13 protein-coding genes are annotated in these 14,506 nt (G+C 73.5%); 6 read left to right on the forward strand and 7 right to left on the reverse strand.

The window, feature by feature from the left end; translation table 11 throughout:
* Positions 1-27: 27 nt before the first annotated feature.
* Positions 28-672, forward strand: coding sequence for a GntR family transcriptional regulator (locus tag Q5530_RS31060; protein WP_415366380.1), 645 nt, complete (start codon positions 28-30; stop codon positions 670-672).
* 307 nt (positions 673-979) lie between these two features.
* On the opposite strand, the gene Q5530_RS31065 is transcribed toward Q5530_RS31060, so the two are convergent.
* Positions 980-2,149: an acyl-CoA dehydrogenase family protein gene (locus Q5530_RS31065; protein WP_415366381.1), complete on the reverse strand. Its 1,170-nt coding sequence runs from the start codon at positions 2,147-2,149 to the stop codon at positions 980-982.
* Positions 2,150-2,158: 9 nt separating this feature from the next.
* Entirely contained in the window at positions 2,159-3,310 is a 1,152-nt protein-coding gene (locus Q5530_RS31070; protein ID WP_415366382.1) for an acyl-CoA dehydrogenase family protein, read from the reverse strand.
* Positions 3,311-3,387: 77 nt separating this feature from the next.
* Here Q5530_RS31070 and Q5530_RS31075 point away from each other — a divergent pair, with 77 nt between their 5' ends.
* A complete protein-coding gene (locus tag Q5530_RS31075) occupies positions 3,388-4,002 on the forward strand; it encodes a TetR family transcriptional regulator (protein WP_380642678.1) in 615 nt (204 codons plus the stop codon).
* Here the strand turns inward: Q5530_RS31075 and Q5530_RS31080 are convergent.
* The 4 genes from Q5530_RS31080 to Q5530_RS31095 are packed head-to-tail and all read right to left on the reverse strand — an operon-like array spanning position 3,971 to position 7,099.
* Positions 3,971-4,705, reverse strand: coding sequence for an ESX secretion-associated protein EspG (locus Q5530_RS31080; protein ID WP_415366383.1), 735 nt, complete (start codon positions 4,703-4,705; stop codon positions 3,971-3,973). The two genes, Q5530_RS31075 and Q5530_RS31080, sit on opposite strands and share 32 nt — an antisense overlap.
* A gap of 6 nt (positions 4,706-4,711) precedes the next feature.
* Positions 4,712-6,022, reverse strand: a complete 1,311-nt coding sequence (locus Q5530_RS31085; RefSeq protein WP_415366384.1) for a hypothetical protein — start codon at positions 6,020-6,022, stop codon at positions 4,712-4,714.
* A gap of 33 nt (positions 6,023-6,055) precedes the next feature.
* On the reverse strand, positions 6,056-6,625 hold the full coding sequence (locus tag Q5530_RS31090) for a DUF3558 family protein (RefSeq protein ID WP_415366385.1): 570 nt from the start codon (positions 6,623-6,625) through the stop codon (positions 6,056-6,058).
* An 18-nt stretch (positions 6,626-6,643) separates the two neighbouring features.
* Positions 6,644-7,099 (reverse strand): hypothetical protein, encoded by a 456-nt coding sequence (locus Q5530_RS31095; RefSeq protein WP_415366386.1) that lies wholly within the window; start codon positions 7,097-7,099, stop codon positions 6,644-6,646.
* Positions 7,100-7,285: 186 nt separating this feature from the next.
* Between Q5530_RS31095 and ligD the strand changes: the two genes are divergently transcribed.
* The 4 genes from ligD (at position 7,286) to Q5530_RS31115 (ending at position 12,591) form a co-directional block, all read left to right on the forward strand.
* Positions 7,286-8,284: a non-homologous end-joining DNA ligase gene (ligD, locus tag Q5530_RS31100; RefSeq protein ID WP_415366387.1), complete on the forward strand. Its 999-nt coding sequence runs from the start codon at positions 7,286-7,288 to the stop codon at positions 8,282-8,284.
* Between the two features lie 194 nt (positions 8,285-8,478).
* Positions 8,479-8,790, forward strand: a complete 312-nt coding sequence (locus Q5530_RS31105) for a hypothetical protein (protein WP_415366388.1) — start codon at positions 8,479-8,481, stop codon at positions 8,788-8,790.
* A 176-nt stretch (positions 8,791-8,966) separates the two neighbouring features.
* Positions 8,967-11,744 carry a glycosyl hydrolase gene (locus Q5530_RS31110; protein ID WP_415366389.1) on the forward strand — a complete coding sequence of 926 codons (2,778 nt, stop codon included), beginning with the start codon at positions 8,967-8,969 and terminating at the stop codon, positions 11,742-11,744.
* Between the two features lie 169 nt (positions 11,745-11,913).
* On the forward strand, positions 11,914-12,591 hold the full coding sequence (locus Q5530_RS31115; RefSeq protein WP_415366390.1) for a DUF6319 family protein: 678 nt from the start codon (positions 11,914-11,916) through the stop codon (positions 12,589-12,591).
* A gap of 324 nt (positions 12,592-12,915) precedes the next feature.
* Here Q5530_RS31115 and Q5530_RS31120 read toward each other — a convergent pair whose 3' ends face one another.
* On the reverse strand, positions 12,916-14,460 hold the full coding sequence (locus Q5530_RS31120) for an alpha/beta hydrolase (RefSeq protein WP_380643029.1): 1,545 nt from the start codon (positions 14,458-14,460) through the stop codon (positions 12,916-12,918).
* Positions 14,461-14,506: the final 46 nt, after the last annotated feature.

Here is a 14,506-nt window from a genome sequence, read left to right on the forward strand (position 1 = left end):
GTGGTCCGTCGGCGCTAGGAGACGTACGTGACACCACCCCTGCACCTGAGCCTGGCCGGCCAGGCCGTGGAAGTGCTCCGCGAGCTGGTGCTGACCGGCGAGATCCCGGCCGGGGCGCGGGTCAACGAGGTCGAGCTGGCCCAGCGCCTGGGCATCTCGCGCGGGCCGTTGCGCGAGGCGATCCGCCACCTGGCGTCGGAGGGACTGCTGGTGCTGGTGCCCCACCGGGGCGCGTCCGTGCCGACCGCCGACGCGGACGAGGTGCGGGCGCTGTTCGAGCTGCGCACGGCGCTGGAGTGCGCGGCGGCCGGGCTCGCGGCGTCGCGGCGGACCGAGGCGGACGTGGTGCGGCTGCGGGCGGTGTGCGAGGAGTCGCGCCGGGCCTACTCGGCGGGGGAGCGCTTCCCCTACCGGCTGGACCTGGCGTTCCACCAGTCGCTGCTGGACGCGGCCCGCAGCCCCCGGATCGCCGAGCAGGTGCGGTTGGTGCAGCAGCGGGTGGTGCTGCTGCGCAGCGGGCTCCGCGACGACCCGCCGCACCAGCACGCCTCCCTCGACGACCACGACGCGCTGGTGGCCGCCGTGGCGGCGGGGGAGCCGGGGCCCGCCTCGGACGCGATGCGCCGGCACCTGGCGCGGGTGTGCGCGCAGATGCTCACCAGCCTGGGCTGACGGCGTCCCGATGGGTTCACCGGCGGTTCACGCGGCGGGCACAGGTGGGCCGTTGAGGCCGGCCTCGTCCGGATTGGTGAGAACCACACGAACACCGACCACACCGGACCCACCGACTACCGGTCCGTCCACTCAGGACCGGTCCGACCGGGACCTGTCCACCTCGGACCAGTCCACCCGGACCCGCCCGACCCGGACCCGTGCGGGGGTCGCCGACCCGGACCCGGGCGCCGGCGGCGGGTCGTCCACGTGACCGCCGTCGCGGTGCCCGGCGCGGGGGGAGACCACCCGCGCCGGGCACCACGGCTCAGCCCAGGCTGCCGGTCACCTTCGCGTGCCCCTTGAGCAGGTTGCGCGCGATCGTGCGCCGCTGGATCTCGTCCGTGCCCTCGTAGATCCGCAGCAGCCGCAGCTCGCGGTACCAGCGCTCGACCGGCAGCTCCCGCGTGTACCCCATGCCGCCGTGGATCTGGAGCACCCGGTCGACGATCTCGTTGGCCTTGATGCCGCCGTAGAGCTTGGCCATGCTCTGCGCGTGCCGGGAGTCGGCGCCCTGGTCCACCAGCCACGCCGCGTGCAGCACGAGCCACCGCAGCGCCTCGATCTCCACCGCCGAGTCGGCCAGCATCCACTGGATCGCCTGGTAGGAGGCGATGGGCTGGCCGAACGTCACCCGGTTGTTGGCCTGCTCGACCGCCATCTCCACCAGCCGCTCGCACGAGCCCAGCGCCCGCGCGGGCAGCAGGTAGCGGCCCTGGCCGATCCACTGCATGGCCAGGTCGAAGCCCTTGCCGACCTCGCCGAGCACGTTCTCCTCGGGCACGCGCACCTCGTCGAACACCAGCGCCGCCGGACCCCACTGGCCCATGGTCTGGATCGGCTCGGACTTCCACCCCATGTCCCGGTCGACCAGGAAGCAGGTGACGCCGCCGTTCGCGCCCTTCTCCCGGTCGGTCACCGCGAACACCATCACGAAGTCGGCCTCGTTGCCCTGCGTGATGAACGTCTTCTCGCCGTTGATCACCCAGTCACCGCCCTCCCGGCGGGCGGAGGTGCGGATGGCCTTGGCGTCCGAGCCCGCGCCCGGCTCGGTGATCGCGAAGCACGACACCCGCTCGCCGGAGATCGTGGGCAGCAGGTAGCGCCGCTTCTGCTCCTCGTTGCCGTGGAACAGGATGTTGTCCGCGTAGCCCCCGAACCGGAACGGCACGAAGGTGCGCCCCAGCTCGGCCTCCACCAGCGCGGTCATCACCGCGCCCAGTTCCATGCCGCCGTACTCCTGGGGCGTGAGCAGGCCGAAGAAGCCCGCGGCCTTGGCCCTGTCCTGGAGCTCCTTCAGCTCGTCCCGGGTCAGGCCGGGCTGTCCCGCGCGCTCCCGGCGCAGCACCTCCGGTTCCAGGGGCGCCACCTCCCGGCGCACGAAGGTCCGCACCCACTCCCGGATCTCCCGCTGCTCCTCGTCGAGCCCGAAATCCATGCCGTCCTCCTAGGCGAACGCGTTGATGCCGGTCAGCGCCCGGCCGATGAGCAGTTTCTGGATCTGGCTGGTGCCCTCGTAGAGGGTCGTGACCCGGGTGTCCCGCAGGTACTTGCCCACCGGGTACTCGTCGGTGTAGCCGTAGCCGCCGAAGACCTGGACCGCCCGGTCGGCCACCCGCACGGAGGCCTCGCTGGCGTAGAGCTTGGCCATGGACGCCTCGGTGCCGAACGGCTCGCCCCGGTCGGCCAGGTCGGCGCAGCGCCAGGTGAGCAGGCGGGCCGCGTCGGTCTCCACGGCCATGTCGGCGAGCAGCTCCTGCACGAGCTGGAAGCTCGCGATGGGCTTGCCGAACTGCTCGCGCTGCTTGGCGTAGCCCACGGCGGCCTCCAGCGCGCCGCGCGCCGCGCCGACGCAGCCCGCGGCCACGGACATCCGGCCGCGGTCCAGCGCCGCCATGGCGATCCGGAAGCCCCGCCCCTCCTCACCGAGCCGGTGCTCGTCGGGGACGCGGACGCCGTCGAGGGCCAGCTCGGCGGTGGCCTGGCCGCGCATCCCGAGCTTGCCTCGGATCTCGGTGGCGGTGAAGCCGGGCGAGTCGGTCGGCACGAGGAAGGCGGTGATGCCCCGCGCGCCGGGGCCACCCGTCCGGGCGAAGACGAGGGCCACGTCGGCCCAGGTGCCGTTGGTGATGAACACCTTGCGGCCGGTGACGACCCAGTCGTCGCCGTCCCGCACGGCCCTGGTGGTCAGGGAGGCCGCGTCGGAGCCCGTGCCGGGTTCGGTGAGGCCGAAGCAGCCCAGCGCGCGGCCCGCGCACAGGTCGGGCAGCCAGCATTGCCGCTGGGCGTCGGTGCCGTACCCGGCGATGGACTTGGCGACCAGGCCGAGGGAGACCGAGACGATGCCGCGCACGGCCGAGTCGCCGCGCGCGATCTCCTCCAGGACCAGGCAGTACGCCAGGTGGTCGCCGCCCGAGCCGCCGAGCTCCTCGGGCACGCCCAGGCCCAGGAAGCCCACCTCGCCGAGCGCCGGCACCAGGTCGCGGTCGATCGCCTCGTCGCGGTCCCAGCGGGCGGCGTGCGGGACGACGCGCTCCTCGGTGAACCGGTGAGCCAGCTCCCGCAGCTGCCGGTGCTCGTCGGAGATGCGCAGATCCACCCCGGTGTCCTCCTAAACGAACGGTGTTAGGTTATCTAACCTAGGCGCGGACCAGACCTGTGGGCAAGGGGAGCGACATGCCGAGGAACCCGATCCTGAGCGCCTCGCGCATCCGGACCGCCGCCCTGCACATCATCGACCGTGACGGGCTGGACGGCCTGTCGATGCGGAAACTGGCCGGCGAGCTGGGCGTCCAGGCGGCGTCCCTGTACGGGCACGTGAGCACGAAGGACGACCTGCTGCACGAGGTCGCGGCGGAGATCCTGGAGAAGGTCGACGTGTCCGGCTTCGACGGCGGCGACTGGCGCGGCGGCCTGCGCAGCGCCGCGTGGTCCTACCGGTCGGCGCTGGCCCGGCACCCCAACATCGTCCCGTTCCTCGCCTACGGACCCGCGCACCGCGAGGCGTCCCTGCGGCGCCTGGACCTCGTGCACGGCGGGCTGGTGGCGGCCGGCTGGTCGCGGCGGGAGGCCACCATGATCGCCGCCGGGCTGATGTACCTGGTGTTCGGCGCGGCGCTGAGCACGTTCTCCAGCGGTTTCTCCGAGGACCAGACCCTCTACCGGGGCCGGTACCCGAACCTGGACAAGGCCCACCTGCTGCCGGGCGTGGCCCAGGAGCTGGACCACGACAGCTTCGAGCTGGCGCTGGAGTCGTTCGTCACCGGGCTGTCGGCGCGAGCGCCTGGCTGAGCCTGCGCACGAGCCCCCCGTGGTCGGCCGGCGCGACGGTGAGCCAGTCGGTGCCCATGCTCGCGTACCGGCCGCGCGGCGTGTCGATCCAGGTGACGGCGGGCGGGGCGGGCTGGTCCGCTCGGCGCCGGGGTGTCGCGGTGAGGTGGCCGGTGCCCGTGATCGGGCCGGCCAGCATCTCCCGCAGCACCCGGACGTCGTCGTTCCCGCCGCGCACGGTCTGCCGGAAGCCCTGCTGCGGCTGGGGTTGGAGGGCCGAGGCCGGCACGGTGACCGGCCGGCCGGGACCCGGCGGGCGCGGCGGCAGCACGCTCACCGCCGCCTGGGCCAGGCCGACGTCGCGCAGCAGGTCGAGCCGCACGCCGTCCGGTCCCTGGACGGCGAGCACCGCGTACCGGCCGCGCGCCGCCACCAGGGCGCGCAGCAGGTCGTCCTTCGCCACGTCCGGCACGCCCAGCACGGTGATCGCGGTCTCCGGGTCGGTCAGCAGGCGCAGCGCGTCCTCCAGGTCCGGTTCCGGGCGGCCGCGGCGGGCCAGGCCACGGCGTTCGAGGTCGGTGTGCACGTCCGCCCGGATCCGGGCGCGCTCGTCCAGGGTCGCGCCGTGCGGGGGGATGTCGAACGGGTAGGGCACCGAGCCCGCCCGCAGGTCCTCCCAGAGGACCTCGAACGCGGGCGGGGACAGCGTCGCGATGGTGCTCATTCGCCTCTACTCGCCGATGGTGGGTGGGGCGACGAGCCGCTCGTCGTCGAAGTAGTCGTCGGTGGGGATGAGGTACTTGGACTGGTGCTCCTGGTCCTCGGCCCCCTGGCCGGCGCCTGCTCCGGCACCCATGCCGCCCGCGCCGCCCGCCGCGCCCGGCGTCCCGGCCGCCCCGCGACCGCCCGCCGGTCCGCCGTGCCCGCCCTGCCCGCCCGGTCCGGGGGTGCCGGTCGGGCCGAACCCGGACTGGCCGCCCGCGCCCAGCGGACCGAACCCGCCCCGTCCACCCGCGCCGCCGGCGCCACCCGGCACGCCGCCGCCGGGCATCCCACCGGGCCCACCGGGACGGCCGCCCGGACCGCCGAGCCCGCCGGGACCGCCGCGTCCGGTGCCGCTCCCGGAAGGCCCGGGACGCGTGCCGGGTGGCCGGACACCGGGTGGCGGGACGGGCCGGCGGGGCGGGACGTTCTGGTTGCCGCCCGGCGGCCGGGCGCCCGGTGGGGGCACCCACGGGGGCTGGATCGGCGGCGCGGTCGTGATCGGGGGCGGGGCGACCGGGGGCGTGACGGTCGGCGGGGTGACGTTCGACGGCGTGGTCCACGAGGCGTGGGTGGTGCCGGTGTCGTCGCCCCCGCTGTCACCGCGCCGGGTGCCCGCCGTCTCCGGCGAGCCGGTCCGCGAGGTCGGGTCGACCGAGTGCGTGGTGACCGAGGAGTCCGCCCGGTTGGAGGTGGTGGCCGTGCCCTGGTCCCGGGTGACGGTCGGGAGCTCGGCGAAGGCCGGCATCGACGAGGTGGCGGACCGCATCGTGTCGTCCCGGACCTGCATCACCTGGACGGCCTCGGCCTTCGCGTTCTCGGACCTGGCCTTCTGCAGGGGCATGGTCACCGGGAGCGCGGCGAGCTGGAAGAGGCTGCCGCTGCCGATCGCGTCGGTGAACATCTTCCGGGGGTCGTACTCGACCGGGTCGGGCATGCGGGTCTTCGCCTCGGAGGCGGCGGTCGTCTGGTGGTGCAGCGCCGTGCCCGTGGCGGTGAAGTGGTCGCCGGTCATGTCGCTGAACCGGCCGACCTTGGCCAGGGCCGCCCGGACGCCCTCCCCGGCGCTGCCGGTCCAGCCCGACTCCGAGCCGCTGACGATGACCTGGAAGTCGACCGCCAGCTGCGTGAAGGTGGCGCCGATCGACTCCCACTCGCCGGCGATCTCACCGGCCGAACCGGGGTTGAAGTTCTCCTCGACCTGCCGCTTCATGTCCTCGTGCCGGTGCGCGGGGTAGTTCGCGGTCGGTTCGGGGACCGGAGGCTTCTCCATCGTCATGTCATCCCCCCTCGGGACGCGTCGGACTGCGGGTCAGGGCAGCTTGGGTGCGATCAACTCGGCGGCGTCGGTCGCCCGCTCGCAGGCCGCGGCGGTGTCGGTGGAGCCGGCGGTGAGGTTCGAGATAACCTGGAGGCTCGACGAGCCGGAAACCTCGATCACCACGTGGCAGATGTTCTCGGCGCCGGCATGTGCCTCGACCAGGACGGCGTCGTACCGCCCGGCCTTGACGGGTGAGGTCTTCTCGCCCTCGTAGTCGAGGTCCGCGAAGCCCTTGGTCGGGTTGAGCGCGGCGAGCAGGCCGCCGTTCCCGCTGACCTTCCAACCGCACGCCTCGGCACCACCGATCTGATCGGCCTCGCCCGGGTTCGTCAGGCCCAACTGGGTCACTTCGCCGCTGGTCAGCAGGTCGCACGGTGCGATGCCGGCGAAGGCGTCGTCACCGGCGGGCGAACTGCTCGGGGTGGAGGCGCCTGTCGTGGTCCCGGTGGTCGGCACGGGCGTCGGTGTTCCCGCGGTGCCGTCACCGGAGCAAGCCGCGCCGGCCAGCAACGCGAGTCCGGCGAGGCAGGCGATCGGGAGACGGGCGAGTTCGCGGTTCATGGGAGTTGCGTCGTCCTGTCAGAGGTTGTTGATCGCCTGCGACTTGGCTTCGTCGACGTTCCGGTAGGAGGTCCGGCTCTTGTCGACCTGGTCCTTGAGGTCCCCGATCGCTTTGACCATTTCCGGGATCAGCTCGCTGACGACCTGCTGGCCGAGTTGTTTGTTCACGCTGCCGATCTCCTCGGCGTACCCGCGCCCGATGGGGGTCTGGGTGATCAGGATGTCCGCGCGTTGTTGTATCCCGTCCAGGGCGTCCTGCATCTCGGTGAGCTTGTGCAGCATCGAGTCGACCGCGTGGGGGTCCACCGAGAGCGCCTGCGCCTCGTTCGCGGCGGCGACCGCCTTGGTGGCGGCGACGACGTCGCTCAAGCCCATGGTCAACACGCTCATGAGCCCACCCCCACCCTGCCGGCGGTACTGGTCCAGGGCGTACTGGCCGACGTCCCCCGTCGAACCCCCGCTCTCGCCGGTCACGGCACAAACCTCCCCGATTGCGCTCCGTGGTCGGCTCAGGACTTTATCGGAGCGCGGTCGGGGCAGGCGTGCGTTCGACCACTTGCATGCGATCGGGTTAAGCGCGGGTGGAATCCCCACCCGGCACGCACTGTGCGGCGAACGTCCTCCCCGACGTCGAGGCCGATCGGGACTAGGCTCACCCGGGTGGCCCAAGCGGTGGAACTGAGCGTCGGTGAGCGCGTGGTCCGGGTGTCCAACCCGGGCAAGGTGTACTTCCCCGAACGAGGGATCACGAAGCTCCAGGTGGTCGAGTACTACCTGGCCGTGGCCGAACCGCTGTTGCGTGTGCTGCGCGACCGCCCCACCACGCTGAAGCGCTACGTGGACGGCGTGGAGGGGGAGGCGTTCTACCAGAAGCGGCTGCCCAAGGGGGCGCCCGAGTGGGTCGGCACGGCGCGCATCAAGTTCCCCTCGGGACGCCCCGCGGACGAGGTGTGCCCGACCGAGCCGGCGGTGCTGGCGTGGGCGGCGAACCTCGGCACGTTCGACTTCCACCCCTGGCCCGTGCGCAGCTCCGACACCGACCGGCCGGACGAGCTGCGCGTCGACCTCGACCCGCAGCCGGGCACCGACTTCCGGGACGCCGTGGACGTGGCGCTGGTCCTGCGCGAGGTGCTGGACGAGCTCGGTCTCGTCGGCTACCCGAAGACCTCCGGGGGTCGAGGCGTCCACGTGGCGGTGCGCATCCGGCCGGAGTGGGACTTCGTGGACGTGCGGCACGCGGTGATCGCGCTGGCGCGCGAGGTGGAGCGCCGGGCGCCGGACCGGGCGACCACGTCGTGGTGGAAGGAGGAGCGCGGCGAGCGCGTCTTCCTGGACTACAACCAGGCCGCGCGGGACCGCACCATCGCGTCCGCCTGGTCGGTGCGCGGCACGCCCCGGGCCACCGTGTCGATGCCCGTGACGTGGGACGAGCTGTCCACTGTAGACCCGGACGACTTCGACGTGCTCACGGCGCCGGCGCGGCTGGCCGAGCACGGCGACCCGCACGCCGGCCTGGACGACGAGGCGTTCGGCCTCGACACCCTGCTGGACTGGTACGCCGGCGACGAGCGCGGCGAGCTGCCCTACCCGCCCGACTACCCCAAGATGCCCGGCGAGCCGCCGCGCGTGCAGCCCTCGCGCAAGCGGGACCAGCAGTAGGCCGCCGGTCCCGCGCACCTCGGCCCCGACCGGCACCCGACCGGGGGTCCCCACGACCTCCGACACCCCCGCCGACCTGTCCTGACACCGGTTCGGGCACTGGTCCGACCGGCTGTTCCCGACAGCGGATCGGCCCTGGTCCGACTGGTCCGCCCGTACCATGGACGGGAACGCCGGGAGAGGGAGGCACACCGATGACGCAGGCGTACGTGGTCCGGTTCGTCGGCGGTCCCCTCGACGGCCGGGTCGACTCGCGCACCGGACCGCCGGCCTCGCCGAAGCAGACGCTCACCCACGTGCACCTCCACGGCGGTCCCAAGATCGTCCACCACTACGACCTGGAGTACGCCGTCGAGTACGGCTGCGAGTACCGCCTCCGGGTGGACGAGGACCCGGACGAGACCCCGGACGAGACCCCGGCCGGGAACCCCGCCGGGAACTCCGCCGAAGACCCCTCCGAAAGCCCGGAGGACGCCGTCGACGGCGAGGGCGACCACGCGTCCTGACCGGACCGCGAGGGGCGTCGCACGACGTCACGGGGGCGGCGCGGTGAGACGCCTTGACACCGCAAGTCGCGGTCAACCGTAGACAGGCGGGCAACCGGGCGTTTACCGTTCACAGGTGTGAGAGCGCTCTCATGCGCTTCCGCTCACAGAGCTGTGAGTCCCTGCTGGAGGTTCCCGTGCGTTCGATTCGCCCACACCTGGCGGCTTTGGCGGTCGCCGTGGCCGCGGCCGCCGCCATCCCGCTGGCCCTGCCCGGCACCGCCGGCGCCGTCACCGTCGGTTCCGGCAGCTACGCCACCACCCGGCCGGCGGGCACCACCGGCCCGACCAACTCCGACGGCGCGGCCGTCTCCCCGAAGGTCACCTCGCGCGTGGCCGGCCGCCCGGTCCCGACCAACGACTGGTGGTCCTCGCTGGCCTTCCAGCGCTACGCGGGCAACCCGTACTCCGAGAACATGTACGCCCACCCGCTGACCTTCCACGCGGCCGCGCAGGGCCTGGGCGTCGGCTACCCGACCAACCCGGTCATCACCCCCGACGGCCGCGGTTACGAGTTCATGCACCAGGACGAGCTGTTCATCGGCGTGAGCGGCCTCAACGCGCCGCGCACGCAGGTCGACGGCTGGTCAGACTGGACCGTCACTCCTCTGTGGACCGACGGCACCCGCACCCTGCGCACCACCATCGGCCACGGCTCGCCGTACGTCTACGCGGAGGCCACCGGCGGCAACGCCCGGGTCGGCTTCAACGGGTCCACGACGATCTGGAGCAACACCGGCACCACCCTGGGCGTCACCGTCAACGGCCACGACTACGCCCTGTTCTCCCCGGCGAACTGGTCGGTCACCGGCACCGCCGAGGCCACCTCGCCCGCGTCGTTCTTCTCCGTCGCGGTGCTGCCGAGCCGGGACGCGCTGAGCCTGTTCCAGCGCTACGCGTTCTCCTTCGTCACCGACACGAAGGTGAGCTGGTCGTACAACTCGGCCAACGCCCAGCTCAGCGCCACCTACACGGCCACCACGACCGCCCGCCAGGGCACCCAGACGGGCACCCTCCAGGCCCTCTACCGGCACCAGTGGCTCAACTCCACCGACGCCACCACCGGCTACCGCTACACCTCGCCGCGCGGTGAGATGCGGTTGCGCGAGGGCGCCTCGTTCACCACGCGCAGCGCGTTCAACGGCGTCCTGCCGGCCCTGCCCCTGTCGCCGGCGGCCGACAAGAACCGCCTGCGCGCCGAGATCGACCAGGAGCTCAACGCCGCCGACCCGTGGAAGGGCGCGGTCGACACCTACTGGACCGGCAAGGCGCTGTGGCGACTGGCCGCGCTGGTGCCGGTGGCCAACCAGATCGGCTACACCGAGGGCCGCGACCGGCTCCTGACCCTGGTCCGCGACCGGCTCACCGACTGGCTCACCGCCTCCTCCGGCGAGTCCGGCCGGCACTTCGCCTACGACGCCACGTGGGGCACGCTCATCGGCTACCCCGCGGGCTACGGCACCGACGCCGAGCTGAACGACCACCACTTCCACTACGGCTACTACGCGCTGGCCGCCGCGATCGTCGCGCAGCACGACGCGGCGTGGGCGAGCGACTCCCGCTACGGCGGCATGGTCAAGCTGATCCTCAAGGACGCCAACAACCACGACCGGTCCGAGTCGCGCTTCCCGTTCCTGCGCAACTTCGACGCCTACGCGGGCCACGGCTGGGCCTCCGGCCACGCCGGCTTCGCGCACGGCAACAACGAGGAGTCCTCGTCCGAGGCGATGATGTACGCCACCGCGGCCGTGCTGTTCGGGCAGGCCACCGGTGACACCGGGCTGCGCGACGCCGGCATCTACCTGCACACCACGCAGGAGACCACGATCGGCCAGTACTGGTTCGACAAGGACAACGCGGTCTTCCCGTCGGCCTACGGGCACGACACCCTCGGCATCGTCTGGGGCGCGGGCGGCAGCTACAGCACGTGGTGGACGGCCAACCCCGAGGAGATCCACGGCATCAACATGCTGCCGATCACCGGCGGCTCGCTCTACCACGCCGACTACAAGGCCGACATCCTCCAGAACATCAACGAGCTGCGCGCCAACAACGGCGGCACCGAGGTCGAGTGGAAGGACGTCATCACCCAGTTCCTGGCGCTGGCCGACCCGGCGCAGGCGCTGTCCCAGTACGGCAGCGGCCTGGAGCCGGAGAGCGGTGACTCCCGCGCCCACGCCCACCACTGGCTGACCTCGCTGAACACCTTCGGCACCCCGGACACCTCGGTCACCGCGAACGTGCCCACGCACGCCGTGCTGACCAAGAACGGCGCCCGCACCTACGTCGCCTACAACCCGGGCACCGCGGCGACCACGGTCACCTTCTCCGACGGCCAGACGCTGAGCGTGCCCGCGTCGTCCACCGCGTGGCGCGGCCCGGCCGGCAGCGGCACCGACACCGGCTCGGGCGGCGTGGTCCCGACCTCCACGACGACCACGAGCACCACCACCACGACGACCACCACGACCACGACGACGACCACCACCACGCCGCCCACGTCCCGCAACGCGTTCGGCACCATCCAGGCCGAGTCCCACGACCAGCACCGCGGCCTGGTCCGCGAGACGACCTCCGACACCGGAGGCGGCGAGAACATCGCCGGCATCGCCAACGGCGACTGGGCGCTGTACCGGGGCGTCGACTTCGGCTCCCGCACCGGCAGGCAGTTCACCGCCCGGGTGGCCAGCGGCGCGTCGGGCGGCGTGAGCGGCCTGGTGGAGGTCCGCGTCGGCAGCCCGACGGCCACCCCGGTCGGCAGCTTCTCCATCGCCAACACCGGCGGCTGGCAGAGCTGGCGCACGGTCCCGGCGAACATCTCCGGGCTGACCGGCCGCCACGACGTCTACCTGACGTTCACCAGCGGCCAGCCCGCGGACTTCGTCAACGTCAACTGGATCACCTTCGGCTCCTGAGCCGGCACCCCCGGGTGAGGGGTCCCGTGTGGACGGCGACGTCCGCGCGGGGCCCCTCACCCCTTTTTCCGGGGTCGCCCGCGGGGAACACCACCGACCTCCGGCACTGTCGGTGGCATAGGGCAAACTTCACGACCGAACACTTGTGCGAGTTGTGGAGGTGGCCGAGATGGCGAAGGGGAAGCCGAACTCGTTGTCCCCCGAGGACATCGAGCACTTGCGCGCGGAGCTGACCGCGGGCCGGCCGCCCGCGGTCTGGTTCACCTCCGCCGCGGTGGGGGTGGAGGCCGGCCGGTCGGGGAAGGTGATGGCGTTCACCGAACCGGAGGAGGGCGATTTCATCCAGGTGCGGCCGACGGGGGACCGGGACGACCTGTCGTTCTCGCCCGGCGAGCTGACCGTGGAGAAGCCCGCCCCGCGCAAGCGCGCGCCCGTCGCGCCGAAGGAGCCCGAGCCGGCGGCGCCCGCGCCGGTCGAGCACATCTACACGCCCGCGCCGCCGCCGCCCAAGCCGAAGCCCGCGCCCGCGCCGACCCCGAGGCCCGCGCCCGCCGCGAAGCCGCCCGGCGCCCGCAAGGGCAAGCCCGCCGAGGTGACGGTGACGCTGGTGTCCACCGCGGAGGGCGAGTGGACCGTGGACGTGCAGTGGGGGTCGAAGCGGACGCTGAGGTCGGCGCCCGTGGCGGCCTCGGCGGTGGCCCAGGCGGCGAAGCTGCTGCCGCCGGAGGTGGACGAGGCGGTGGACAGCGTGCTGACGGCCGCGCGGGAACGGCACCTCGCGCGCGTCGAGCAGCTGCGCGCGGAGCTGGAGGCGGCCCAGCGGGCGCTGGACGAGCTGTCCGACTGACGGGAGGCCGACCACGTAGTGCAACCGCTCGGCGGTCGGCGTTCCGCTATCGAGTGAGGGGGCGTCCCACGCCCAGCGGTAGGGCGCACCGCGAGGGCGAAATACCTTCGGTCGCAGGGGTATCCGCCCGAACCACGGAGGTCATCATGGTGGAGAGCACGACTCCGGAGCAGGTCCGGCTCGACGGCTGCAACTGCTGCGGCGGGTGCACGGGTCCCGGCTGCGGGTGCTGTTCGAGCTGTTAGCGGCCGACCGGCCGACCACCAGGCCCCGGCCGCTCGGCGCGCCGGGGCCGAGGCCGGTGCCGGCGACCACCGTCCCCGATCAGGGCGGGCAGACCGTGCCCGAGTTCGGCACCCGGGCGTCGACCAGGAACGCCTGGGCCGCCGCCGTCGCGCAGGCCGACTGCCCCAGCGCCCCGTGCCCGCTGCCCTGCCAGCCGACCACGACCCCGGCCGGCAGCGACTGGGCCGCCCGCTCCGCGCCCGCCGCCGGCGTCACCGGGTCGGCGGCCGTGGTCAGCACCAGCACCGGCGGCGCGCCCGCCGGCTTCGGCACGTCCACCTCCTGCGGCACCGGGAACGGCCCGCACGTCAGCAGCTTGCGCGCGAAGTGGGCGCCGAACAGCGGGTGCTTGCCCCGCCAGTCCTCCGCCACGCTGTTCACCCGCTCCGGCGGGATCCGCGTGGTGGTGTCGTTGCACGAGGTGATGATCCCGGCGTCCAGCCACGGCGGGCTGTCGTCCTGGTCGAGCAGCAGCGGTTCGACGAAGGCGCTCAACGCGCTCCCGTCCCCGCCCTCCGCCGCGACCAGCGCGTCCGCCAGCGCCGGCCAGCGCGACCGGTCCGCCAACCCCGCCAGCACCGCCACCGTCGCCGTGCCGGGGGTCAGGTCCACGTCCGCCCCGCGCAGCGGCTCGTCCCGCAGCTCCTCCAGCAGCGCCGTGAACCGCTCCTCCGCGTCCCCGCCCAGCGGGCACCCGCGCACCGCGCAGTCCCGCCCGAACGCGGCGAACGCCTCACCGGCCGCCACCGCGCGCGCCTCGGCCACGCCCTGCGCGTCCAGCGTCGGGTCCGGCGCGCCGTCGAACACCATCCGGCCGATGCGGTCCGGGTACCGGCTCGCGTACAGGGTGAGCACCCCGGAGCCCTCGCCGACGCCGATGGCGTTGAGGTGCGGCACGCCCAGCACCTCGCGCAGCTGCTCCAGGTCGGCCGCCGCGCGCCAGGAGTCGACCGCGGGCAGCCTGTTCTCCAGGTCGATCACGCACTCCTGGCTCGCCCTGGTCAGCGCGTCCTGGAGGTCCTCCGACCCCGGCTCGCCCGGGTCGGCCTCCACGATGGCCTCCCGCGACGAGTCCGGCACGCACTGCACGCCGTCCGACCGGCCCGTGCCCCGCCGGTCCACGCCGATCAGGGTGTAGGTGGACAGCAGCTCCGCGGGCAGCGTCGCCGCCAGCCGCGCGGCCTTCAGCGTGCCCGGCTCGCCCTCCGCGTCGCCGACCACGACCAGCGGGCTGCCGCCGGTGCCCACGCGCAGCAGCGCCGTGGTGAGGCTGCCGCGGCCGGGCCTGCTCGGCACGTCCAGCCGCACGGTCAGCCGCGCGCACTCGTACTCCTGACCGCCCGCGGGCGCGGTGCCGCCCATCCGGTCCCGGGTCTCCCCGGTGCACGAGGACCAGGGCAGGGCGTCCCGCTCGTAGTTCGCCAGCGGCGGGACCTCGCGCGGACCGGGCGGCACCACGACCTGCGACGTCTGCCCGCCGTCGCCGTGCACGGCGATCACCGGGCGGGTCGACGGCCCCGCGCTGCACGAGGCCAGCGCGGTCAGTCCCACCAGGATCAGGGCGGCGTGACGCCGACGCGGCACAGCAGGTCCTCGCTCTCTCCCAACAGCGTGGGCCAAGCCTCACACA

Origin of the sequence: Saccharothrix sp. BKS2 (assembly GCF_047689505.1) — a bacterium.
Classification (GTDB): domain Bacteria; phylum Actinomycetota; class Actinomycetes; order Mycobacteriales; family Pseudonocardiaceae; genus Actinosynnema; species Actinosynnema lopnurensis.